This is a genomic window from Planococcus sp. MSAK28401, from assembly GCF_018283455.1.
Lineage (GTDB): Bacteria > Bacillota > Bacilli > Bacillales_A > Planococcaceae > Planococcus > Planococcus alpniumensis.
This window is the reverse complement of sequence record NZ_JAAMTH010000001.1, coordinates 2,676,469-2,699,979: the sequence shown is the minus strand read 5'-3', so window position 1 is coordinate 2,699,979 and position 23,511 is coordinate 2,676,469. Positions and strand designations below refer to the sequence as shown.

Genomic DNA, 23,511 nt, shown 5'->3' with positions numbered 1-23,511 from the left:
GGCTTTGCTATGGTAGAATGAACTATTGATATTAGCAAAAATTATTGATATAAGATCTCGCTTTTGGAGCGGGAGATAAAAAATTACTGGCAATTGAGGAGAATTAACGAAATGGAAAAAATCTGTGTAGTGGGATTAGGATATATCGGCTTGCCGACAGCGGTCATGTTCGCAAACCATGGTTATGATGTTCACGGCGTGGATGTCAATCAAAAAGCAGTGGACATGCTGTCCGATGGGCACATCCACATTGAAGAACCGTTTCTTCAAGATTACTTGAACAAAGCATTGGAAAAAGGCACTTTCTCGGTTTCGACAACACCTGCAGAAGCGGACATGTTCATCATCGCTGTGCCGTCTCCGATTGCGGAAGACAAAACAGCCAATATGGATTACATCCGTGCAGCGACTGAATCGATTGTGCCGTTCTTGAAAAAAGGCGATTTGGTCGTCTTGGAATCAACCGTTCCTCCGCGCACTGTGCTCGATGTCATGTTGCCGATCCTCGTGAAGAGCAATTTGGAAATCGGGACAGAACTATTTGTTTCGCATTCCCCGGAACGCGTCATTCCAGGAAAAGTGTTCGAAGAGCTCGTGAAAAATGATCGCATCATCGGCGGCATTAACGAAGAATCTTCCAAACGTACGCAAGTTTATTACGAATCATTCGTTAAAGGTGAATTCATCTTGACGGATGCGACCACTGCTGAAATGGTTAAAGTCATGGAAAATACTTACCGCGACGTCAACATCGCGTTCGCCAATGAAATCGCGAAAATCTCCGATAACGTCGGTGTCGATGCTTGGGAAGCGATTCGCCTCGCCAACCATCACCCGCGCGTCAATATCCATTTGCCAGGGCCTGGTGTCGGTGGGCATTGCATCGCCGTCGATCCATGGTTCTTGGTCGAAAAAGAGAAGGATCTGTCACAGATCATCCATCTATCGCGTACTACGAACGATGGCATGCCGCAATACACGGCAGATAAAATCGACGACATCCTAAAAGATGTGGCCGATGCGAAAGTTGCTGTATTTGGCTTGGCCTTCAAAGGCAATATCGACGACATCCGCGAAAGCCCATCGATGGAAGTGCTGGAACACCTGAAAGCGAAAAATCTGCGCATTTCTTCTTTTGACCCGCATGTCAAAGAAAACAAAGCGCCCTTCCAGACGCAATCCTACGACGAGGCAGTCGAAGGTGCAGACTTGATCGTCATCTTGACTGACCATAGAGCATTCAAAGAATACAATCCGCAAACGCTTGGCGGAACGATGCGCCATAAAGCTATCTTTGACACGAAAAACGCCATCAGCCGTGAAACTTATGAACAAGCCGGATTCACGGTTTACCGTCTCGGCGACGGCAAGGGCAACCCACAAAATTAAAATACACGGCCGCATTTTCAAGCTCTTGGAAATGCGGTTTTGCATGGAGGCACGAACTACATGAAAGAAGAAATTTTAGGCGTCACCGTCAATAAAGAGACCGAACAGCAATTGCTGGATAAAATCCAAACCGATATCGAAACAGGGCGCAAATCGCGCATCGTCGCCATTAACCCGGAAAAAGTCATGATGGCTTCAAAAGATCCGGCGCTCCGGACGCTGTTAAACGAATCGACATATCAGATTCCAGACGGAGTCGGCATTAAAATCGCCTCCCGCATGCGTGGAGGCGCGATTCGTGAGCGCGTCACAGGCATCGGTATGATGGATGCGCTGCTTCAGCTCGCGAATAAACACGGCCACCGCATCTTTATGTACGGTGCAAAAAAAGCGACGGTGGAATTGGCCGCGCAAAATATTCAAGCGAAATATCCAAATCTAGTGGTTGCCGGGACGCTTGACGGCTATGAAAAAGACCCGTTAAAAATCATTGAAACGATCAATGCTGCGCAACCGCAAATCCTGTTCGTCGCGCTTGGCAGTCCCAAGCAGGAATTGTTCATTCGCGAAAACATGGAGCAATTGGACGCCAACATCTTCCAGGGCGTCGGCGGCAGTTTCGATGTCTATAGCGGCAATGTCAAACGCGCGCCGAAGCTGTTCCTGAACACAGGAACCGAATGGCTTTACCGTCTTGCCAGCCAGCCTACGCGCATCAAACGCCAAATGGCGCTTCCGCAATTCCTCATCAAAGCCGTGCGCGATAAAGGCGGAAAACACTGATGAAAGTACTTCATGTTATCAGCGGCGGCGAAACCGGAGGCTCCAAAAAGCATTTATTGCAGCTATTGGCCAACTCTCCTGTAGAAGCAGAGTTGCTATTACTGACAGAAGGCGCCTTTGCGGAAGAAGCGAGAAAAGCCGGGATTCCTGTGACGGTCGTCCAGCAAAACAGCCGTCTTGACCGGTCGGCTCCGAGAAAAATTTTGATGGTCTTGAAAAAAGGTGGATTTTCCATTGTTCATTCCCACGGGGCACGTGCCAATTTTTTGATTGATTCTGTCTATAAAAAACTAGGCAAGCCATGGTTCATCACAGTCCATAGTGATCCGACACTCGATTTTCTCCATCAGCCCAAGCCGCTTGCGAAAGTATTTACCATCTTGAACCAGCGAGCGATGCGCCGCGCGGACCATTTGTTTGCCGTATCGGAAAAATTCAAGGACATGCTTGTTCAAATGGGCGTCGAACCGAAGAAAATCACTCCGGTTTTCAACGGCATTAATTTCCATGAAACCTTGCCGGAATTTGATCAACAGGCTATCCGAAAATCACTCGGCACTCGAGAAGATGAGTTTGTCTTTGCCATAGTGGCGCGTCTTCATCCGGTTAAAGGGCATGATATTCTGCTTGATGCTTTCGCGCAGATCGACCGGCCATGTAAACTGTGGGTCATCGGCGAAGGCGACCTGCGCCAGAAATTAAGTGAGCAGGCAGCGTCACTCGGCATTTCAGAACGCGTGCAATTTTTGGGAGCGCGGAAGGATGTCGACCAATTATTGTATGCGGCGGATGTATCTTTATTGACTTCCCATAGTGAGAGTTTTCCGCTGGTGCTGTTGGAATCTGCCGATATGGCAACGCCGGTTATCGCAACCAATGTGGGAGGCGTGCCGGCACTCGTCGATCCTGGAAAAACTGGATGGATCGTGGAACCGGGGCGTGCAGATGCACTCAAACACGTGATGGAAAAGGCAATGAACTCGGATACTCGTGAAATGGGAAGCATGCTTCGAAGCTTCGCAAAAGAAAATTTTTCCAATGAAAACTTACAACGGGAAATACAAAGAGTTTATAAGGTCGTATTGAAGTTAAACTAGGTAATTACTCCTGTTTATTTTAAACTGTTAATTTTATGAAATATACCGTTCAGCCTATACGTGACGCGGTTTTTAAAGCCCTTTGAGCATTGTCTCAAAGGGCTTTTTGTTTTGCCTGTAATATAATTGTAATATTACTCTCATAAATTCAGTGATAAACTCTGAATTATTCAGAACGAAAAAATGTCTAATAAATACAGATAAACAGACTATAGAACTCAGGGGGAAGAAGAAGCATATGAAAATGACAAAATGGTTTGGAACAATGATTGCCGCAACTGCTTTATCAATAACTGCTTTCGCTTCCACTTCAGAAGCAAGCGTTTATGAAAAGTTTGATCGAATTTCAGGAACAGATCGTTATGAGACGGCAATTCAAGTTTCACGTGAGGGCTGGGGTTACCATAGTACAGACAATGTAGTGCTCGTTATTGGCAATAACTATCCAGATGCTCTTGCAGGAGCGCCACTAGCTAAAAAGCTGAACGCACCGATTTTACTAGTTAAAAAAGATACTGTGCCAGCATCCGTTATGTCAGAAATCAGCCGAATCGGCGCAAAAAATGCTACGATCCTTGGAGGCGAAGGGGCTATCTCGGCAAAAGTTTTCAATGATTTGAGCAATAAAGGAATAAATGTTAAGCGCATTTCCGGCAAAAACCGTGCTGAAACTTCTGCTTTGATTGCTAAAGAAGTCGGAGGAAGTTCGGCTGTTCTAGCAAGTGGTTCAGGTTATGCGGATTCCTTAGCAATTGCATCACATGCAGCTGAGACTGGTAAGCCGATTCTATTAACTTCTGGAGATAAATTATCGTCCGAAGTTGAAGCAACACTTAAAAATTATAATAATGTCACAATTGTTGGCGGCGAGGGTGCTGTCAGCAAGGATGTTTTTAATAAAATTAGCCAAACTGCAAAAGTTCAGCGGATTTCAGGAAAAGACCGATATGCAACGGCGGCAGCCATTGTGGCCACCTTGTACCCAAACACAGTCAAAGATTCACTAGTAGCGTCCGGGCAACAGTTTGCTGATGCTTTAACAGGATCTGCGCTGGGCGGAAAACAAAAAAAGCCGATTCTATTGGTGCGTCAATCAGCTTTGCCGTCCTCTACGAAAGATGTTATCAACACTAAAAATGTCACTAAACTTACTGTCATTGGAGGAACAGGTGCTGTATCTAAAGATGCCTTGAATCCAAACCCAGCTCCTGCCCCTATACCTGTCGTGAAACCATCTGTAGATATTCGCCAGGAAATTTTGATAGAAGCAAATAAATACAAGGGTGTCCCATACCGTTGGGGCGGAACGACGCCAGCTGGTTTCGACTGCTCAGGATTTTTAATGTATGTATTCAATCAAAAAGGGATCACTATTCCGCGGACGACCGCTTTGATGGAGAAATCCGGAAAGCCGGTCAGTTATTCAAATGCTAAACCTGGTGATATCATTTTATTGGATTTGGTCAGAAGCACTCCGACATCGCCTACTCATGCAGGAATTTATATTGGAGATGGAAAGATAATCCATGCTGGATCAAGCACAGGAGTCGCTGTTACGGCACTTGATACTTCATGGGGCCATTGGGATAAGAAAATTGTTGCAGTGCGTTCTTATACAGACTAAAAATGGCTTCGGCCATTTTTTTTTGCCCTGGATATACAATTTTTGAATAAGATGTAACGAGCAAAAAATTTTGGTATAAATTACAAAAAAATATAAAATTTATATACCTTTTAATAAATATTTGAAATATACTGTTAAAAAAAGAGAATTGAAACAGATAACGAGGGGGAAATAGAGTGAGAATGTTGTTGAAGAGTTTAGCTGTCTTGCTTTTTATTGGTGTTTTTGCGGGGGGAGCAGATAATGTGGCAGCTGCTGAAGATTTTACAGTCAAAGTTAAGTTGGTAAATCAACTGGGTGCTGCAAATGGTTATGAGTTTACGCCGCAAGGTTCTTCTCAGTTAAAAGAAGACAAAACGGTTAAACTTGAAAAAAATACTCGCTATAGCATTCAAGTTTCAAGCGGGAAACTGGTACTGAAGCAAGGCGACAAAACTTTAAAAACTGGTTTGTCATCAGTAACGGTGGAACCGGTCATCTATTCAAAGGCCAACCATGTATATCTTTACAAAAAGGGATCATCAACTATCTATCCTTATATGGGTACTGTAGAATTCCGCATGTCTGGCACAAGCAATATGCAGCCGTCCAACTCTTTGCAGTTCGAAGATTACCTAAAAGGAGTGGTTCCATCTGAAAGCCCGGCAAGTTGGGGAGCAAACGGTGGAATGGAATCCCTGAAAGCACAGGCCATTACAGCCAGATCTTATATTTTTTCCAAAATGAACCAAAGTTCATTGGAAATAGATGACACAACGAAATTCCAAGTGTATAAAGGGTTTATCTGGGACCCGTCATCTCCTCTATATATGAATGCGTATAAATACACTAATCAAGCAGTTGATGAAACGAAAGGGCAAATTTTAACTTATAAGAAATCTGATGGCCAGACAGGCTTTGTCACTGCGTTCTTTTCATCGAGCAACGGGGGCCAAACAGAATTGCCTGAGCAATACTGGTCCGGGAAATTGCCGTATCTGTCCAAATCTCAGCCTGATCCATTTGATACTAATAATGTTTTATGGAAACTGGATTGGATGAAACGCCAATTGCCGGCAACAGCCGATTTGATGACACCGGCAACTTGGTGGCAGACAACTGCTGAACACAACTTGAATGGTTCGCTTGTCAATGAGCAAAGCAAAGCAGCCTTCACTAATTTCAAAATGGATTTACTTAAAAAAGCAAAAGCAAAAGATCCAAGTGTTGAATCCATTAAAATTGCCTCAATCGATAAAATTCAAACGGAAACTTACGCGAACACTGGGAAAGTTGAAGCCATCACATTAGAAATGGATTATTACGTCCGAAACAGTAAAAATGGGGCTTTAAGTTTTGACATGGAAGCGGGTGCTGCTTCCAAGACCTTAGTCGGGAAAGACCGCTACGAAACGGCTGTTGAAATCGCCAAAGAAACAATTGGGGAAGAAAAAGCACCAGCTATCGTTCTCGGGCGTGGAGATATTCCTGCGGATGCCCTTTCCGGAACAGTTTTAGCGCATAAGCACGGAGCGCCAGTTTTGTTGACGAGAAGCCAAAGCCTGCCGCCAGTTGTCGAACAGTTTCTGGACAATCAGACGAAACCGGGCGCCATGATTTATTTGTTGGGCGGAAAATCAGCAGTCTCAGAAGAAATTGAAACGGCATTAATCGGAAAAGGCTTTAATACAAAACGCCTATCCGGCAAAAATCGTTCGGAAACGTCACTTGCAGTAGCTAAAGAAGTGGGGCAGATGCAGACTGTGCTTTTTGCGACGGGCAATGATGATTCATCAGATGCTCTATCTGCTTCTGCCTACGCTGCTAAACATCAATTGCCGATTATTATCCACAGAGGAGCAAAAAGTCCGGAGTCTACATTGGCGTTCCTTGAAGAACACAACACTGAAAAAGCGATTCTTATAGGGGGAACTGGCGCAGTTCCGGAAGCGGTGGCGAGTGCTTTGGCAGAGCGTGGCATTCAAAGCGACCGCATCAGCGGGAAGGACCGTGTCGCTACTAGTGTCGAAATTAACCGATTGCTGCCGATGAATGGCACCAATATCGTGATAGGAAATGCATATTCTTACGTGGACGCCCTTGCAGGATCGGTACTTGCAGCGAAAACGAATTCACCGATTTTGATGGTACATCCAGATCCGGAGCGGTTGCCTGTTGCTTACATGGAACAAATCGGCCGAGTGACGAAAGATCAGGCTTATTATTTGGGAGGCGAAATGCTTATCCCGGCTGCTTTGAAAACTGCCAGCAATCAATACATCGGGTCTGCATTGAAGAAGCATCGCGTCTCTGTAACCTATAAAGCGGGTACGACGCCTAACATCACTGCATTCCGTACCTTGATTGGTGGAGCTAACTTGAAGAGCCTAGACTTTGAGGTAGCAGAAACTGCAGACCGTTTTGTCTTAGATGGAAGCGGCTTTGGGCATGGCATTGGCATGAGCCAGTGGGGTTCTTACCGCCGTTCGCAGGCCGGGGAATCTGCTGATCAGATTTTGAAGTTCTATTATCAAGGTGTATCGATTGAGAACACCACTAAGTTCGTGAAGTAAGCAAAAAACAGCCGCCCTCAAAAGGGGCGGCTGTTTTCAGGTTGTCGAGAAAGGTAAGAAGTCGTATTTTCCGAAGCTTATCGCTCGCTTTCCGTGGGGCGGGAATCGAGCCTCCTCAGCCGCTATCGCGACTTGCGGGGTCTCTCAAACCCGCTAGTCCCACAGGAGTCGAGCAAACGCTTCTCCAAATACTAAGATTAGATTACTGATTTTTAATGTCAAAACGCAATCACTTTTTTAAAAGTTCAGTAGATTTTAGACTTATTCAACACTCTGAAAACGGGGCTGTCCCATAAGCCCCTAAAATAAAGCAGACGGAGAAAAAGAATTTCTTTTTCTCCGTCTGTTTTTCATTTATTGGTGAGGTCACTGAAAGTAGCCGGCGCATGCCGGCTACTTTCAGGAGGTTGTGGGCCAATGCCACAATCCCGAACTCTGTATGCACTTTCTCTAAGCCCCGGAGGAGAAATCGGCGGAACGACCGATTGCCCTTGATATGACCGAACACACTTTCTACGTCAATTTTGCGTTGGGCGTAGATTTGTGTCTTCGTTTCATCTTCAAGAGCTGCTTTGGCCTTCGCTTTCATTTCTTCATAAATGGGATTCCATTGGACTTGTCGGTTGCCTTTTGCTTTCGTGCAGAGGGCTTTTAACGGACAATCCGAACAGTCTTCGCATTCATAGATTTTTAAGTTTTGTTCGTAACCGGAGGCATTCTTTTTATTCAGGTATTTTTTAAATGCGACACGCCGACCATTCGGACAGATGAAACAATCTTCCTCCTCTAGGTATGTCCAATTTTTCGCGTGTTTGATATTCTTCTTGTAACTCGCTGATTTTTCCTTCAGATACATTCCATATGGAATGAGAAAGTCGAAATGCGGCTCTTTTTCATCGCCCAACGCATACAGGTAATTCTCTTCACTGCCATAGCCTGCATCGGCAATGACCGTCTTCGGCATGGGCAGGCTGGAAGCCGCTAGTTTCTCCAGATGCGGAAGAAAACAGCGCGTGTCCGTTGGTCGCTGATGTATCGAATAATAAAGAATGAACTGATTTTCTGTGGCCATTTGTACATTATAAGCTGCTTTCAATTGACCATTTTTCATGTGATCATCTTTCATTCGCATAAAGGTCGCATCCGGGTCTGTTTTCGAAAAGCTGTTTCGATCACCGAAGATCTCGTGGTACTGACTATATTTCTCCAGACGCGGAAGGAAATCTTCGCGAATCGCTTTGACCGGCTTTTTCCACTCACTGCGCTTGGACCGGAGTTGCTTTCGTTTTTCGGTATCGTCTTCCAGATCAAGGGCTTCCGTGAATGCGTCAATCTGTTCTTCCATGGCTTCCGCCATTTCTTCCAGCTGTTCAGGCGTTGCTTCTTCTACCTGTTCGTTGAGTGGAATCGCTTCAGCTGCGGCCAGTTCATGGATATGCTGAATCGTTTCGGCAATCTTTACCTTCAACTTGCCTTCGAAATTCTGTGTCGCTTTTTTCCAGACGAATGAATACTTATTGGCATCAGCTTCAATTTTGGTGCCATCCAAAAAATAATGCTCCATAGTGATGTAGTTCTGTTCGATCAGCTGGTGAATCATCTGTTCAAAAAGGGAGTCCATCATCGCTTTTAAGTGGTCCGAACGGAACCGGTTAATCGTTCGGTGATCTGGTTGTTGGCCAGCTGCGAGCCACATGGACGGAATGTGTTCAGTAAGTGTTTCTTCAATACCTCGAGAAGAATAGATTTTCTTCGAATAAGCGTAAAGGATAACTTTGGTCATCATCTTTGGATGGAAAGAGCTTCTTCCGCCGCCTTTATAGTGCGCAAAAAACAGCTCATCATCAATCAATTCCACCATTTCGTCGATGACCCGGGCGACATGGTTGGCTGGCACAAGATCTTGTATATCAAAGATGGCAAAGCCTTGTTGGTTGTTATAGGGAATGAACGTAGGACTCGCTTTTTTGGATAGCGGAACGCCAGTTCCTTCTCCCAGAGCGAGTGGAAATGCGGCTTGTTCAGTGTTATAATTTGAGGAAGTAATCTTCGGATTGCACATAAAAATCGTCCTTTCTCTAATGGTGGTGTGGTAACTCCCATTTTACAGAAATGGACGATTTTTTTGTATCCTTTTTTCTTTTTAAACCGGCTGATGGGAATGGAGACGGCGACTCCAGCGGGAACAGCGCGAGCCGAAGACCCTGGACTGAGCGAAGCGAGGGAAGAGGCTAAGGCCGTGCCCGCGGAAAGCGTCCGTCGAAATGGACATCAGCCTTTTCTTTAGAAGACGAAAATGGACTGCCCCTAAAAGTCACTTTTCATGACCTTTTGGGACAGCCCCGTTTTAATATTATTAATGAGAAATCCATTTATTGGTATTTGAATAGGCAAGGGATTTCCGGTTCTTTGATTTCAATGATCCGATGGCGGGTGCGGCTTATTTTGTTCGTAGGAAACTCAATGGTCTTAATCATTTAACAAGAAGGACAGAAAGAAAAAAATCTAGTGATTTTGCGCTATAAATTGCATTTGACCCAAGCATTTAGCATGATAGCTTTACAAAAACTCAATACTATTGTAATAATATTCACAATAGTATTTAAGAAGTTATCCATCAAGAGGTGCTAATCATGCTGAAGAAACTTAAAAATAACCATCCGTTATTAGTGTTGACTATCATATCGTTTATCCTGCTCATTAAATTGGCAGTCTTTCGCATTCAAGTGTATGGAGAAGTTTCCTGGCTGCGGCTATTGATAATTGATTTTCCTATTTGGATGCTGCTTCCTGTCATAGTATTTTTTGTGATTCGTCGGGTCAGTCCTATCATATCGCTTATTTACAATGTATTTGTTTCAGCTTTAATGGTCTCCATCATTTGGTATGAGCGTTATTTTCAAACAGTGCCAAGTTATTTCGACTTAAAGCAAGGCGATCAAGCTGGTTCAGTAATGGAAACCGTCAGTTTATTGTATTCACCATTGGATCTCCTATTTTTTGCGGATATCGTCGTATATGTGGTGTTGTTCATAGTTTCCTTAAATCGCCAGCTGACAATGAAAAATCGCAGGAAGATGGGGGCGGTAGCGGTTGCCCTTTTGGCTCTGAGTATCGTAACGACCGCTATAGCGATGCAACAGCCCATTATAGATATGACCTTATTTGCTAAAGAGCGCGGGTTTATGCAAACGCAATTGGTTCAAGTGGCCAAGCAAAACAGCGCATCTGCCGAAATGAATCTTTTGACTGATGGAGAGTTGGTAAGACTTAAAGGCAACGAGTTTGTTGCATACAGCGAGCACGAACGTTTTGGTATTGCAGAAGACCGTCATTTATTTGTCATTCAAGTCGAGTCCTTACAGAACTTCGCGATCAATCAAACGATTGACGGACAAGAACTGACACCGAACATCAACGACTTGCTTTCAGACAGCCTCTATTTCGACCGGATGTTCCAGCAGATCGGTGCTGGCAATACCTCAGATGCAGAATGGCTTCTTCATACGTCGTTGATGACCAAAGGACTGGATCCAACGGTTAATTACTTGAATGGTGAAGAGTTGCCTTCACTGGTCAATTTACTTAACGATCGGGAATATTACACCACGACTTACCATGCAGATGAACTGAAGTATTGGAACCGCGAAAACTTATACCCCGCACTCGGTTTTGATTATGCGTATTCGCTGGATGAAATACCGAATGAAGACATAATTGGGATTGGGCCATCCGATCGGATCATGTTCGAGTTTGCGGAAGAAGAAGTGAAAAAGCAATTGTCGGAAGGCAAGAAAATTTATGCGAATTTGATGACGCTGACGAGCCACACCCCGTTTAAAGTACCGGAAAAAGATGCATATCTGGAATTGCCGGTATCTTACGAAGATACTTATACAGGGAATTATTTGCAATCAGTCCGTTATGTCGATGAGACAATCGGTGAATTTATTGCTTTCTTGAAAGAGGAAGGTATTTACGAGGAATCAATTATTGTCATCAATGGTGATCATTCCGGGCTTCACGGGACCCCGATGAAAGTGAGCGACAATAAATTGATGGCCGAGTTATTAGGGCATCCCTATACTTTTAAAGATCGTTTTCTATTGCCCTTTGTTATTGCTGCCCCCGGTTTGTTTGAATCAGAAGTGAATTCCAATTTTGGAGGGCAAGTGGATATGATGCCGACCATCATGAACTTGATGGGCATCGAACCGCAAGCACCAATGATTGGGCACAATATGCTTCAATATGAAAATAACTTGCTCGCAGTCCGCTATTATTTGCCGGGCGGTTCGTATGTTACGGGCGACCACATGTATCTCGGGCAAAACGCCAGGTATCCTGAACGTTATTTTGACTTGGATACTATGGAGCGGATTGAACCGGATAAAGAAACCATTGAACAGAAACAGGAAAACGCTTTGAAAATTTTAAATCATTCTGATGCTTTGCTAAGCAATTTCTTGGATGAAGGCGAGATAGAAGTGGAATCCGGAGAAGAGAGTTAACTCTTCTCTGGATTTTTTTGTTAATTCATTTGAGCGAATGATAATGCAAATTTATTGCATAATCAATAGAATTATATTGGGTATAAAAGCATGTTTTAAGCCCTTATGAAGTGTGAAATACGTAATTTTAATAGGTCTTTTATCTTTAAGGCAATAAAATTCACTTTTAAACGCTGTATAAAGAATCATTTTAAGAAAATATTGTAAAATTCTCTTGTTTCTCCTAATTTTCCCCCGTACTATTAGGTCAGAAAGAGGGGAATGTAGCATTGAAAAAGAAACTTTTGTTTGTGCTGTTGTTGCTGCTAGCCATTGGAATGGGAACCGGAACTGCTTCGGCAGCCGGTAAGCCAACTGTTATTTTAGACCCGGGCCACGGAGGGATTTACGGAGGGACGGCAGGTTATTCTGGAAACCGAACCGGTTATTATGAAAAACACGCCAATATGGAAGTGTCAAATCGATTGAAATCCGAACTAGAGAAAAGAGGATTTGTCGTTATCATGACCAGAACATCCGATGTCCAGTTTTCACGCATTTCATCCGGTACAGATCTCGTCGAGCGGATGAAAGTCGCAAACGGCATGATTGCAAGCGGGAATAATGATAATACCGTATTCATGTCCGTGCACCACAATGCCACAAGTTCACCTACATACGGTGGATACGAAACGTATTACTTCGACAATCGATATGCGAGTTCGTCATATCCACCCTCATTACTGCAACGCCATTACTCACCGGAAAGCGGCCGTTTGGCAACAAACACACACCGCGCTGTCATCAATTCAGGCGTTAAGGAAGGGCGCGGCATCGTCGCAAACAGCCTTTATGTAACGCGTACAGCGAACATGCCGTCTGTCTTGCTCGAAGTCGGTTATATGTCCAACCCGACAGAAGAAGCGATGATCAAGCAAGGCTGGTTCCAGCAGAAAGTCGCAGCGAATGTTGCGAAAGGCGTAGATGATTTCTTCAACGTTTACGTTGTTAACGATAAAAACGGAAAAGCGATCAAACATTACACATCGAAAACTGATGCGTTGAATTATTCTAAAACTGTTTCAGGAAGCTATGTGATCCATAAGAAAACCGGAAAAGTGGATGGGGCAGCGAAGCCTGATCCGGAACCGGTTGACCGCCCATTAGTTTATGGCATTTATCATTCATCGGGCGATATTCCTGATAATCTATATGCTACTGAACAAGAGGCAATCGATGCAGCGAAAAAATGGAAGAATACGCGTGTCGTCCATACCACGACTGGAATCGTAAGCTGGTCAAACTACCTGCCGGAGAAATATGTGGTACTTGATAGCAGCGATAAGGAAGTAGCGCGTTTTTATCAAAAAGAAGCAGCGATCGCTCATGGCGGAAAGTTGCTAAAAGCTTCGGTCATTGATGAATCGACTCTTGAAGACGATATTGTTTGGTCGAACTTCAAACGCAAAAACTTCATTGTCCGTTCAAAAGACAAAGGAGAAATGATTCATTTCTATAACCGAGAAGAAGCTCGCGAGTATACGCGCAACTGGCCAAACTCGGAACTGTTCGATGTTTGGGCACAGAAAGTCATTTTCACGAATACAGATAAAACAAAATACTCATACACACCACAAATTGTAAAAGGCAAAAACCGGATTGAAACTGCGATTGGTGTTTCAAAACTGTTGTATCCAAATGGTTTTAGCTCAACAAAGTCTCAAAAAACAGTTGTACTGGCAACGTCACGCCAGTATGCAGATGCCCTATCAGCAGGCCCGTTAGCTGCCAGCTTCGATAATGCACCGATTCTATTGAGCACGTCGGAGAATTTGTCTCCAACGGTGGAGCAGGAATTGAAACGCTTGAAAGCGTCTAAAGTTACTATTGTAGGCGGAACAGGCGCTATCTCCACATCAATTGAAAGCAAACTAAAAGGCATGGGATTAAGTGTTGAACGTCTTTCCGGCAAGAATCGGTATGAGACAAACAGCAAAATCAACGCCAAGCTCCCAGCAGCAGACGGCATGTTTGTAACTGCAGGAAATAACTATCCTGATGCTCTCACTGCTGCGAGTGTTGCGGTCGTGAAAAAATGGCCGATCGTCCTTGTGCGTGATGGCATGGAATTGCCGAATAACTTGAAAACTGCCTATGGCGATGAAGTAGTCATCATTGGTGGTACTGGTGCAGTTCCGACTGCTTTGGAAACTGCGGTAAAACGTGAAATTGGTGCAGATGGTGTTCACCGTCTATCCGGTAAAAACCGTTATGAAACAGGTACTGCAACTATCGATCACTTTAGTGATGAGTTCATCTCGAACCGTTTGATTGTCTCTACGGGCACGAACTATCCAGATGCTCTCGTTTCGTCTGCTATCTCTGCACGCTACAATGCACCGCTATTCTTGGTGCCAAACAATGCCATGCCTGCTGCGTTAACTAGTTCTTTAACGCGACACAGCAAGGAAAAATTAATCAATCGCACGTATTACGTTGGCGGTGCAGTAGAGTCTTCCATTCAATCAACAATCAATGCAATGCAAAAATGATAAGGTGGTTATATATATGAAGAAATTCAGTGGGCTTTTGCTCTCAGCCGTCCTGCTTGGCGGCTGCGGCACCGCTGTGACCGACTCTGCAGAAGACAATAACGTCAACGGTACAGGCGGCACAGAAACAACCGAAACCGAAACCACGGAAACAGAAACAACTGAAACAGAAACAACCGAAGCAGGTGTGGAAGCAACAGAAAATGCGCCCATCGAAGTGACGGACCCAACAGGCCTTCAGCTGTACATGCCAGAACTCGGACTCGTCAAGGACTTCCAAGTAGAAGAATTCAAATTGACACGTGAAGTACTGGAAGTATCAGGGAATAAAGTGCTTGAAGAAATTACATTCGGCGAAGCTGCTACCGTTGAAGTGACTGAATGGAACGAGTCATCGATGAACATGTTGATCGAAACATCAGAGCTAGAAGGCGAGCGCGACATTTCGATCGAAGGATTGGTCCCAATGAATGCACCAGTCGTCATGATCGACGAAGCCAACAGCACAGAAGGTGAATGGATCGTCACATCGAATGACGAAACACTAGAAACACAAGCTGGCACATTTGAAGATGTATTGGTAGTCGAGCAAGTTTTGGCTTCTGAATCGTCCGACCAAGTAACAACAATGACGCGTTACTTCGCGCCGGGTCTTGGATTCATCCAGGAAAAAACAGTAGTTGCTAACGGCGACGACAAACAGGAATCTGTAGTTGCTTTGGTGAGCTACGAATAAAAACGAAGAACTATCTGCCCTTTGGCGGATGGTTCTTTTTGTGGAATGAAATGAAGTTGAACAAGGGGAGTGGGGGAATAGTCTGCCTCGCTAGTCTATAGTTCACGAGAAAGTTAAAGAAGAGCAGTAAATTCACACATAATGAACAAATAAAGCGTTGGAATATTACTGCAAGTAATTGCTGGAAAAATGGGGTGAATGATAAAAATATCCACTAATTTCTCTATAAATATATTTAAACCCAAGCATATCTGTAAAAAAGGTTGTTTATACCTAGTACGTGTAGAATCTTAAAAAAATAAATAGCAAAGTGCAGAAATTATAATTACAAAGACCTATTATAATTCGTTACTCGAAAATTTATTTTTACGAAAAGGTTCTATCAGCTCATGTAATTCTTAGGAAGATATTGTGCGTTTAAACATCTTTTGTGCTTATGGCATTTCTAATAAATTCCAATAATTCTATTCATAAGAATATCCAAATAACATATTGACATAATTGTATGACTATTGTTACTATTTTATCTGTGAGGAAATACATACATAACTTGGTAACATACATAGAATGAATTTCCTTGAAAAAAACATTAGGGGAGGCTACATTGTGCAAAACGGTTCAAAGACTTGGAAAAAGTTTGTATCTGTTGCTATGATCGCAGGTTTAGTTGCGAGTAACGGGGTTATGACTGCAAGTGCTACATCTGGCGACAAAGAGAATGCCAACGAGCAAGATTTGCAGGCAATCAACGTTCTTTCCAACGAAAAAGCAGAGCTAATCAAGCAACTTAAGAAACAGGAAAGCCCTGACATGGTCCAAAAAGATGCATTAGACCCGAACGAAGAAGTTCGCGTTATTATTGAAATTGAAGGACAGTCAGCAGTTGAAGTAGCATCTGCAAAAGGCGTTCAGTACAAGACACTTGCCAAAGCAGAAAAAGAACAGATTGAAACTCAATTAGTGAAAACGCATTCAAGCGTGAAGAAATCCATTTCTTCCGAAGGCGTTGAACTAAACTCCCAATATGAATACACGACGGCATTTAACGGATTCAGCGGTGTTGTGAAATTCAGCGACGTTGAGAAAATTAAAGATTTGCCGAACGTTAAGAACGTATACATTGCAAATGAATATGAAAGACCAGAAGCTAAGCCGGATATGACGACGAGCCACGATTTCATCCAATCTCGTCAAGTATGGGCTGACAGCAAATTCCAAGGTGAAGGCATGGTTGTTGCTGTAATTGATACAGGAATTGATCCTGATCATAAAGATTTCAACATCACTGACGATTCAAAAGTCGATTTGACGAAATCTGATGTTGATGGACTTATTTCAAAAGACGGTTTGAAAGGCGCTTACCAAAACGTTAAAGTTCCTTATGCTTATAACTATTACGATAAAAATGCTGAGATTCAAGACGATGGCCCAGGTGCTTCCATGCACGGCATGCACGTAGCGGGAACAGTCGGCGCTAACGGAGACGAAAGCGCAGGCGGCCTTAAAGGTGTGGCACCAGAATCCCAACTCCTCGGCATGAAAGTATTCTCGAACGATGTTAACTTCCCATCGACTTTCTCTGATATCTACTTGGCAGCGATTGACGATGCTGTGAAACTTGGCGCAGATGTATTGAACATGAGCTTAGGTTCAACTTCATCATTCTATGACGCTGACAGTGCGGAAGACAAAGCCATCACAAACGCTGTAAATAACGGAATCGTTTCCGCTGTATCTGCCGGCAACTCCGGGCACATCGGCTACGGCTACGATAACCCGCATTACGATAACCCAGACTACGGTTTGGTCGGATCTCCAGGATTGAACAAAGATACAATTCAAGTTGCAGCTACAGGAAATGTTGTGAATCTCTTCACGCATGAAGTGGAATTCGGTGATTTCTCAGTAGAAGGTTTCGGTGTCGATGACTGGACGGATTTCCAAGAAGACGGCGATGATTTTGAAGTCGTTTCTTTGAAAGAACTTTCAGGCAATCCAAATGCATTAGGAGCGGCTGCTGATTACAAAGGCATTGACGTTTCTGGCAAAGTGGTAGTCGTTGAACGCGGCGCCCATGCTTTTGCTGATAAAACGAAATGGGCAGCTGCAGCTGGTGCGGCGGGAATCATCGTATACAATACCGACAACCCTGTATTCTATAAAGATCAAGGCGGCTGGGATATTCCATTCATGAAGATCACAAGAGAAGATGGATTGGAACTTGAAAAAGCACTTGCTGCAGATGGCGAACTTGGAGCAGATGTTGAGCAAACGGGCAAAGAACTTGGACCTGAAGTAGGCCGTGCAACGGACTTCACATCATGGGGCGTAACGCCAGACCTTGAGTTCAAACCTGAATTGTCTGCACCAGGCGGGAACATCCTGTCGACGCTTGAAAATGACAAATACGGTGTGATGAGCGGAACGTCAATGGCAGCTCCACACGTTGCTGGCGGAGCGGCACTTGTCCAGCAATACTTGAAAAACCATGACGAGTTCAAAAACCTTTCATTAGAAGAACGTACTCGCCTAGCGAAAGTATTGCTATTGAACACAGCTGACATTACGCACGGCAAATCAGGCGACACGATTTCTCCTCGCCGCCAAGGCGCTGGTATGATGCAGTTGAACGGCGCTGTTACGACTCCGGTAATCATGACTGAAAAAGCGACAAACGAAGCGAAAGTGAATGTCAAAGACTTCACTGGCGATTCCTTCTCGTTCACTTTGAAAGCTGAAAACTTATCTAATGAAGCAGCAACATACTCTGTCGATACTTCAGTGCTAGTCGATATGTTCCAAGAAAATGGAGCTGTCACATCGAACTTGTTGCAGTCAGGCGCTCTTGAAGGAGCAAAAGTAACGGCTCCAGAAACAGTAACTGTACCGGCTAACGGAACAGTCGATGTGAAAGTGACAGTCGATATCAGCGAAGGCAAAGTGCCAGGGCTTGATAAAGACGGCAACGCCATCACAAAAGCGCTTGAAGAAGATGTCTTCGTAGAAGGCTTCGTGAAATTGACAGCTGAAGAAGGATCGGCGAATCCTGATTTGGTCTTGCCATACATCAGCTTCTACGGCGAATGGGACCGTCCGGACATCATTGATTCCTTCGGAGTCGATGAAAAAGACGAGCCTCATTTCTACCAGGCTTACTATGATGCATTCGGAATTAAGGATGCTGATGATACGACAATCAAAGATAAGAAGAAACACTATTACGACCTAGTAGAAGTTGATGGCAAATTGGTTTATCCAGTGTCACCAAACGGCGATGGCTTGAACGATAAAATCAACGGAAACATCACGCTTCTCCGTAATGCGGCTGAACTGCAAACAAACATCTTGAATGCAGAAGGCGAGAATGTCCGTACCGTCAATATCGAGAAAGACGTCCGTAAGAACTACTTTAACGGTGGATCTGGAACATACCTCAGCTATCTTCAAGCACGCGCTTGGGATGGCAAAGTGAAAGGTGAAGTAGCAGCAGACGGCTTGTACGAATATGAGTACAAAGCGAAAGTTGACTACGAAGATGCAGCATGGCAGAGCAAATCATTGCCAGTCTATATCGATACAACTGCACCGGAAGCTTCTATTACTGTAAACGAAGAAGACAATACGTTGGAAGTTTCCTTGTCTGATGAAGGAGTAGGCGTTGCATTCTTCTCTGTACACGTCGATGGCAAACGTTTGCCTGCTGAAGGCTACTTCGATGCAGATGAAACGGTTATTGACCTTGATGAATTCGGCTTGAATGCTTCAGAAGCTGACTTGATCCAAGTTAACGTTTATGACCATGCATTTAACGGCGGCTATGCTATCTCAAATGCGGATGACACTGTGAAACCAGTCATCTACGCGGATGATAACGGCCCAATTGCTCTTGGACTTTACTCAACAAACACTGTACCGGTTAAAGGCTATGTAGTGGAAGAAAACTTGAAGACGCTAAAAGTGAACGGCAAAGAAGTTAAATTCACTGAATCGGAAAGAGGTTTTGAATTCGACACAACTATCGAACTTGAAACTGGACGCCACGATGTGAAGCTCGAAGCGACAGACTACAATGGCAACACGTCTTCGATCATCCGCCCAGTATATGTGGATACAGTGAACCCGACACTTGCCATCGACGCTCCTAGCGTTGTTGACCAAGACGAAGAGTCAGTGGAATTCGACATTACAGTAAAAGATAACTTCAGCATGGTGAAATTATCGCTTGATGGAGATGTTCTTTACAACCAGGATGTCTTTGATGAAATCACTGTAGCTGACCCAGTCAGCAAAACAGTAACAGCGAAAGTCGATTTGGCTCCTGGCATGAATTCGTTCATGGTTGTCGCTGAAGACGGCGCTGGCAATAAAGTCGAAAAAGAAGTGAAGATCGACCGCTCTGATTCTGAACTTCGTGCAGAACGCATTTCGGGAGTAAACCGCTATGCTACTGCAGTTGAACTGAGCAAAGAAGGTTGGGATTCTGCGGATACAGTTGTCTTGGCGACAGGCAATAACTATGCCGATGCATTAGCAGGTGTTCCACTTGCGAAGAAACACGATGCACCACTTCTACTATCACAATCGTCGAAATTGACAGCTGAAACATACGAAGAAATCAAACGCCTTGGCGCGAAAACAGTCTACGTAGTTGGTGGAACTGGAGCAATTTCTGAAGCTGTCGTGAAGCAGTTGAAATCTGACGGCATTGATGTAAAACGACTCAGCGGTATGGACCGTTACGAAACGGCTGCGAAAATTGCAGAGCAGTTCGGTACTTCTGAAAAAGCGATTGTTGTAAGCGGCTTGAACTTCCCAGATGCTCTTAGCGTAGCTAGCTATGCTGGTACAGATGGAACGCCGATCTTATTGACACGCAATAACGCTGTGCCAAACGCAACTAAAGCTGCGTTGGTGAAACTAGGTGTTGAAAATACCCTAGTTATTGGCGGTACGGGCGCAGTAAGTGAAAAAGCAGCCTCTGAACTTCCGAATTCTTTCCGGATCCGTGGTTCAAACCGTTATGAAACTTCTCTGGAAGTGGCAAAATACTTCGGTAGCCCAACAGATACTGTTTACGTAGCAACAGGTAAAGGATTTGCAGATGCTCTAGCGGGCGGCGCATTGGCAGCAAAACAAAACACTGGTGTTTACTTGGTAGGAAATTCTGTACCAGCTGAACTTGGTGAATATTTGCAGAAAAATGGCGTTGAATACGCAAAAGTCATCGGTGGATCTGGAGCAGTATCGAATGACATCATGAAACAGTTGGATGAGTACTTGAACAATAAATAAAAAATAAAAACGGAGTGTCTTCGGACGCTCCGTTTTTATTATGCGCATTACTAGTATGGAAGGGATTTATTAAGCGAAGTAACGGCAACTGGAATGTTCTATTCATCTACTTTTAGGGGACTGGTTCAGCGAAATTAAGCAAGCCTCTTTCAATCAATCAAAAAATGTAACCGTTTTCGAAATATTTATCAAAATTTTACTTACCTTCGAAATCTTTTGTAGTATTATGGGTAATAGGGACAAACGTCTTCATACATAGTTAGAAAGATACAGCCCTGAGAGACGTTCGTCAAAAAAAATTGATAGGATGGTGTAGCAATGCCGAAAAAGATTTTCACTTCTGTAATGGCGACGACACTCGCTTTAACAATCGTCGGGATTTACGATTCGCAAAAAGCGGAGGCAGCTGAAGGCGATTTCGAATTAACGATCATGCACACGAATGACACGCACGCGAACTTGGACAACGCGCCGAAACGCGCAACCTTGATCAAGCAGCTTCGTGCGGAGAACGACAACAACCTATTACTTGATGCAGGCGATGTCTTCTCAGGCACATTATATTTCAACACTTTTGAAGGACAAGCGGATTTGGCGTTGATGAACTATATGCAGTATGACGCTATGACTTTCGGCAACCACGAGTTCGACCTTGGTTCGAGTGCAGAAGGGCACGCTTCACTTGCTGAATTCGTTGGCGGGGCAGACTTCCCATTGGTCGGAGCGAACGTTGACTTCTCAGGCGACGATAACATGTCACCACTTGTAGCAGGCGAAGCGTTTACGAAAACGGCTGCTAACGGACAAATCTATAGCGGCGTAGTGAAAGAAGTGAACGGCGAGGAAGTCGGGATCTTCGGTTTGACTACTGCTGAAACAGCAGACATCTCAAGCCCGGAAGATATTGTTTTTACAGATTATATCGACGCAGCAAATGAAGCAGTAGAGTGGTTTGAAGGGCAAGATGTTAATAAAATCGTCGCGTTGACGCACATCGGCTATGATGACAATGCGGCAGTCGATAACGACCGTACGCTTGCAGCTGAAGTGGATGGCATTGATGTCATTGTCGGCGGGCATACACATACGAAACTATTGCCGCCAGTACAAGTGGAAGATACAGTCATCGTTCAAGCGAACGAATACAATAAATTCCTCGGCCAATTGGATGTCACTTTTGATGAAGCTGGAAATGTAACGAACTTTGTCGGTGAACACCATGAAGTCGCAGCTGCTGCAGAAGATGCAGAAGCAGTAGAAATCCTCGCTCCATTTAAAGAAGAAGTGGAAGAGCTGAAAGAAACGGAAATCGGCGTTGAAGCGAATGTCTTCTTGAACGGCACACGAGGAGAGTTCGGAATCCGCTTGAGCGAGACGAACCTTGGAAACTTCATTACAGATGGCATGTTGGCAAAAGCGAAAACGATCAATCCTGATACGACAATTGCATTACAAAATGGCGGCGGCATCCGTGCTTCCATCGATCAAGGCCCAATCACTTACGGCGAAGTATTGACAGTCTTGCCATTTGGCAATGCCTTGGCAATCATGGAAGTGACTGGCCAAGAAATTAAAGAAGCACTCGAGCATAGTGTCCGTGAATATCCAAAAGAAAATGGTGGATTCCTTCACGTATCAGGCATGTTCTTCAACTATGATGGCAAAGCGCCAGTTGGCGACCGCGTCTTATCTGCCTTTGTCGATACTGGCGATAATAACTTCGAAGAACTAAACTTGGAAGAAACGTATACAGTAGCAACGAATACATTCACTGCTAAAGGCGGCGATGGTTTTGCTTCGTTTGGAAAAGCTTACGAAGAAGGCCGTGTTACAGAGCCAGGCTTCACTGACTGGGAAATGTTCGAAGAGCATGCGCAATCCTTCGCTGATGAAGGCGTAGAGCCTTACGAAGAGCGCCGCATCAACCAAGTGCGCTTGTCTGGTGCAGATCGTTATGAAACAGCAATCGCCGTTTCAAAACAAGGTTGGGAATCTGCAGACACAGTATTCATCGCAAATGGCAATACCTATGCAGATGCATTGACAGCAGCACCTCTTGCTGATCAGTACGAATCGCCAATTCTCTTAACGCGTTCTAATCAATTGGCAGCAGGCGTCACAGAAGAAATCGCCCGACTTGGCGCGACCCAGGCAGTTGTTCTCGGCGGCAATGGTGCCGTTTCAGACGACATCATGACTGCTCTTGATGAGATGGATTTGGAAGTTACACGTATTGGCGGGAAAGATCGCTACGAGACAGCTGTAGCCATCGCTTCTGAACTTGATACTGATGCAACAGATGCAGTAGTTGTCAGCGGTCTCAACTTCCCGGATGCATTGTCTGCAGGTGCCTATGCGGCATTGAATGACAAACCGATTCTATTGACTCGCCCAGACCGCATTCCAGCGTCAATCGAAGAGGAACTTGAGTTCTACAACTCTTCGACAATCATTGGAGGAACTGGTGCCGTGTCTGAGGCAGTAGCGGAGCAATTGCCGAATGCAAGACGTGTTAGTGGGGCAGACCGTTACTTGACTTCAGCGGCAGTCGCAGAACTATTGTTTGACGGAGCTGTAGAAGGCTTTGCTGCAAACGGCCAGAACTTCCCGGATGCTTTAACTGGAAACGTTCTTGCTGCAGCATATGAAGCGCCTATGCTTCTTGTGCAAAAAGACGAAATCAACCCACGAATTGAAACGCGTGCAAACTACTATGGAACAGTATTCACTACAGGTGGCACAGGAGCTGTTTCACCTAAGGTTATCAAAGAGCTTCATCAATAATAATAAGATTGCCCGGCTATTTAATTAGCCGGGTTTTTCTATGGAAAAATTTAAGCGCGATTCAAAAAGAGCGGTAGATTGAAAAACAAAAGCTGTATTTTTGGCATGGGAGTGCGAGAAGGGAAGACGCGGCAGGCGAAAATGAATGCAAAAAAAGAAACGCCTTTAGAAGGCGCTTCTTTTAAGTGGATATAATTAGAGCCGCTAGTTAA

General features: G+C 44.4%; 11 protein-coding genes. 10 read left to right on the top strand and 1 reads right to left on the bottom strand.

Translation table 11 applies throughout. The annotated features are described in order from the left end of the window. The first annotated feature begins 111 nt into the window (after window positions 1-111). From G3255_RS13700 to G3255_RS13680, 5 genes are all read left to right on the top strand, one after another. Window positions 112-1,389 carry a nucleotide sugar dehydrogenase gene (locus tag G3255_RS13700; RefSeq protein ID WP_211654984.1) on the top strand — a complete coding sequence of 426 codons (1,278 nt, stop codon included), beginning with the start codon at window positions 112-114 and terminating at the stop codon, window positions 1,387-1,389. Window positions 1,390-1,449: 60 nt separating this feature from the next. Continuing rightward, on the top strand, window positions 1,450-2,172 hold the full coding sequence (locus tag G3255_RS13695; RefSeq protein ID WP_211654983.1) for a WecB/TagA/CpsF family glycosyltransferase: 723 nt from the start codon (window positions 1,450-1,452) through the stop codon (window positions 2,170-2,172). Next, complete coding sequence (locus G3255_RS13690) at window positions 2,172-3,269, top strand: glycosyltransferase (protein ID WP_211654982.1); 1,098 nt, start codon at window positions 2,172-2,174, stop codon at window positions 3,267-3,269. Before G3255_RS13695 ends, G3255_RS13690 begins: the two co-directional genes overlap by 1 nt. Window positions 3,270-3,507: 238 nt before the next feature. Then, complete coding sequence (locus G3255_RS13685) at window positions 3,508-4,893, top strand: cell wall-binding repeat-containing protein (protein WP_211654981.1); 1,386 nt, start codon at window positions 3,508-3,510, stop codon at window positions 4,891-4,893. A gap of 182 nt (window positions 4,894-5,075) precedes the next feature. Beyond that, entirely contained in the window at window positions 5,076-7,445 is a 2,370-nt protein-coding gene (locus G3255_RS13680) for a SpoIID/LytB domain-containing protein (RefSeq protein WP_249222323.1), read from the top strand. A gap of 265 nt (window positions 7,446-7,710) precedes the next feature. Here G3255_RS13680 and G3255_RS13675 read toward each other — a convergent pair whose 3' ends face one another. Then, window positions 7,711-9,507 (bottom strand): IS1182 family transposase, encoded by a 1,797-nt coding sequence (locus G3255_RS13675; protein ID WP_249222127.1) that lies wholly within the window; start codon window positions 9,505-9,507, stop codon window positions 7,711-7,713. A 571-nt stretch (window positions 9,508-10,078) separates the two neighbouring features. On the opposite strand from G3255_RS13675, the gene G3255_RS13670 reads away from it, so the two are divergent. From G3255_RS13670 to G3255_RS13650, 5 genes are all read left to right on the top strand, one after another. Then, window positions 10,079-11,956, top strand: coding sequence for an LTA synthase family protein (locus G3255_RS13670; protein ID WP_211654979.1), 1,878 nt, complete (start codon window positions 10,079-10,081; stop codon window positions 11,954-11,956). Window positions 11,957-12,225: 269 nt separating this feature from the next. Continuing rightward, entirely contained in the window at window positions 12,226-14,487 is a 2,262-nt protein-coding gene (locus G3255_RS13665; protein ID WP_211654978.1) for a cell wall-binding repeat-containing protein, read from the top strand. Window positions 14,488-14,503: 16 nt separating this feature from the next. Continuing rightward, window positions 14,504-15,223, top strand: coding sequence for a hypothetical protein (locus tag G3255_RS13660; protein ID WP_211654977.1), 720 nt, complete (start codon window positions 14,504-14,506; stop codon window positions 15,221-15,223). A 606-nt stretch (window positions 15,224-15,829) separates the two neighbouring features. Next, window positions 15,830-20,515 (top strand): cell wall-binding repeat-containing protein, encoded by a 4,686-nt coding sequence (locus G3255_RS20235; RefSeq protein ID WP_349291439.1) that lies wholly within the window; start codon window positions 15,830-15,832, stop codon window positions 20,513-20,515. A 318-nt stretch (window positions 20,516-20,833) separates the two neighbouring features. Continuing rightward, window positions 20,834-23,299 (top strand): cell wall-binding repeat-containing protein, encoded by a 2,466-nt coding sequence (locus G3255_RS13650; protein ID WP_211654976.1) that lies wholly within the window; start codon window positions 20,834-20,836, stop codon window positions 23,297-23,299. Window positions 23,300-23,511: the final 212 nt, after the last annotated feature.

What these genes read in the sequence shown, in the direction of transcription:
- G3255_RS13690 (WP_211654982.1), top strand. Translation starts at nt 2,172, where the DNA reads ATGAAAGTACTTCATGTTATCAGCGGCGGCGAAACCGGAGGCTCCAAA.
- G3255_RS13650 (WP_211654976.1), top strand. Translation starts at nt 20,834, where the DNA reads ATGCCGAAAAAGATTTTCACTTCTGTAATGGCGACGACACTCGCTTTA.
- G3255_RS13685 (WP_211654981.1), top strand. Translation starts at nt 3,508, where the DNA reads ATGAAAATGACAAAATGGTTTGGAACAATGATTGCCGCAACTGCTTTA.
- G3255_RS13675 (WP_249222127.1), bottom strand. Translation starts at nt 9,507, where the DNA reads ATGTGCAATCCGAAGATTACTTCCTCAAATTATAACACTGAACAAGCC.
- G3255_RS13695 (WP_211654983.1), top strand. Translation starts at nt 1,450, where the DNA reads ATGAAAGAAGAAATTTTAGGCGTCACCGTCAATAAAGAGACCGAACAG.
- G3255_RS13680 (WP_249222323.1), top strand. Translation starts at nt 5,076, where the DNA reads ATGTTGTTGAAGAGTTTAGCTGTCTTGCTTTTTATTGGTGTTTTTGCG.
- G3255_RS13700 (WP_211654984.1), top strand. Translation starts at nt 112, where the DNA reads ATGGAAAAAATCTGTGTAGTGGGATTAGGATATATCGGCTTGCCGACA.
- G3255_RS13660 (WP_211654977.1), top strand. Translation starts at nt 14,504, where the DNA reads ATGAAGAAATTCAGTGGGCTTTTGCTCTCAGCCGTCCTGCTTGGCGGC.
- G3255_RS13670 (WP_211654979.1), top strand. Translation starts at nt 10,079, where the DNA reads ATGCTGAAGAAACTTAAAAATAACCATCCGTTATTAGTGTTGACTATC.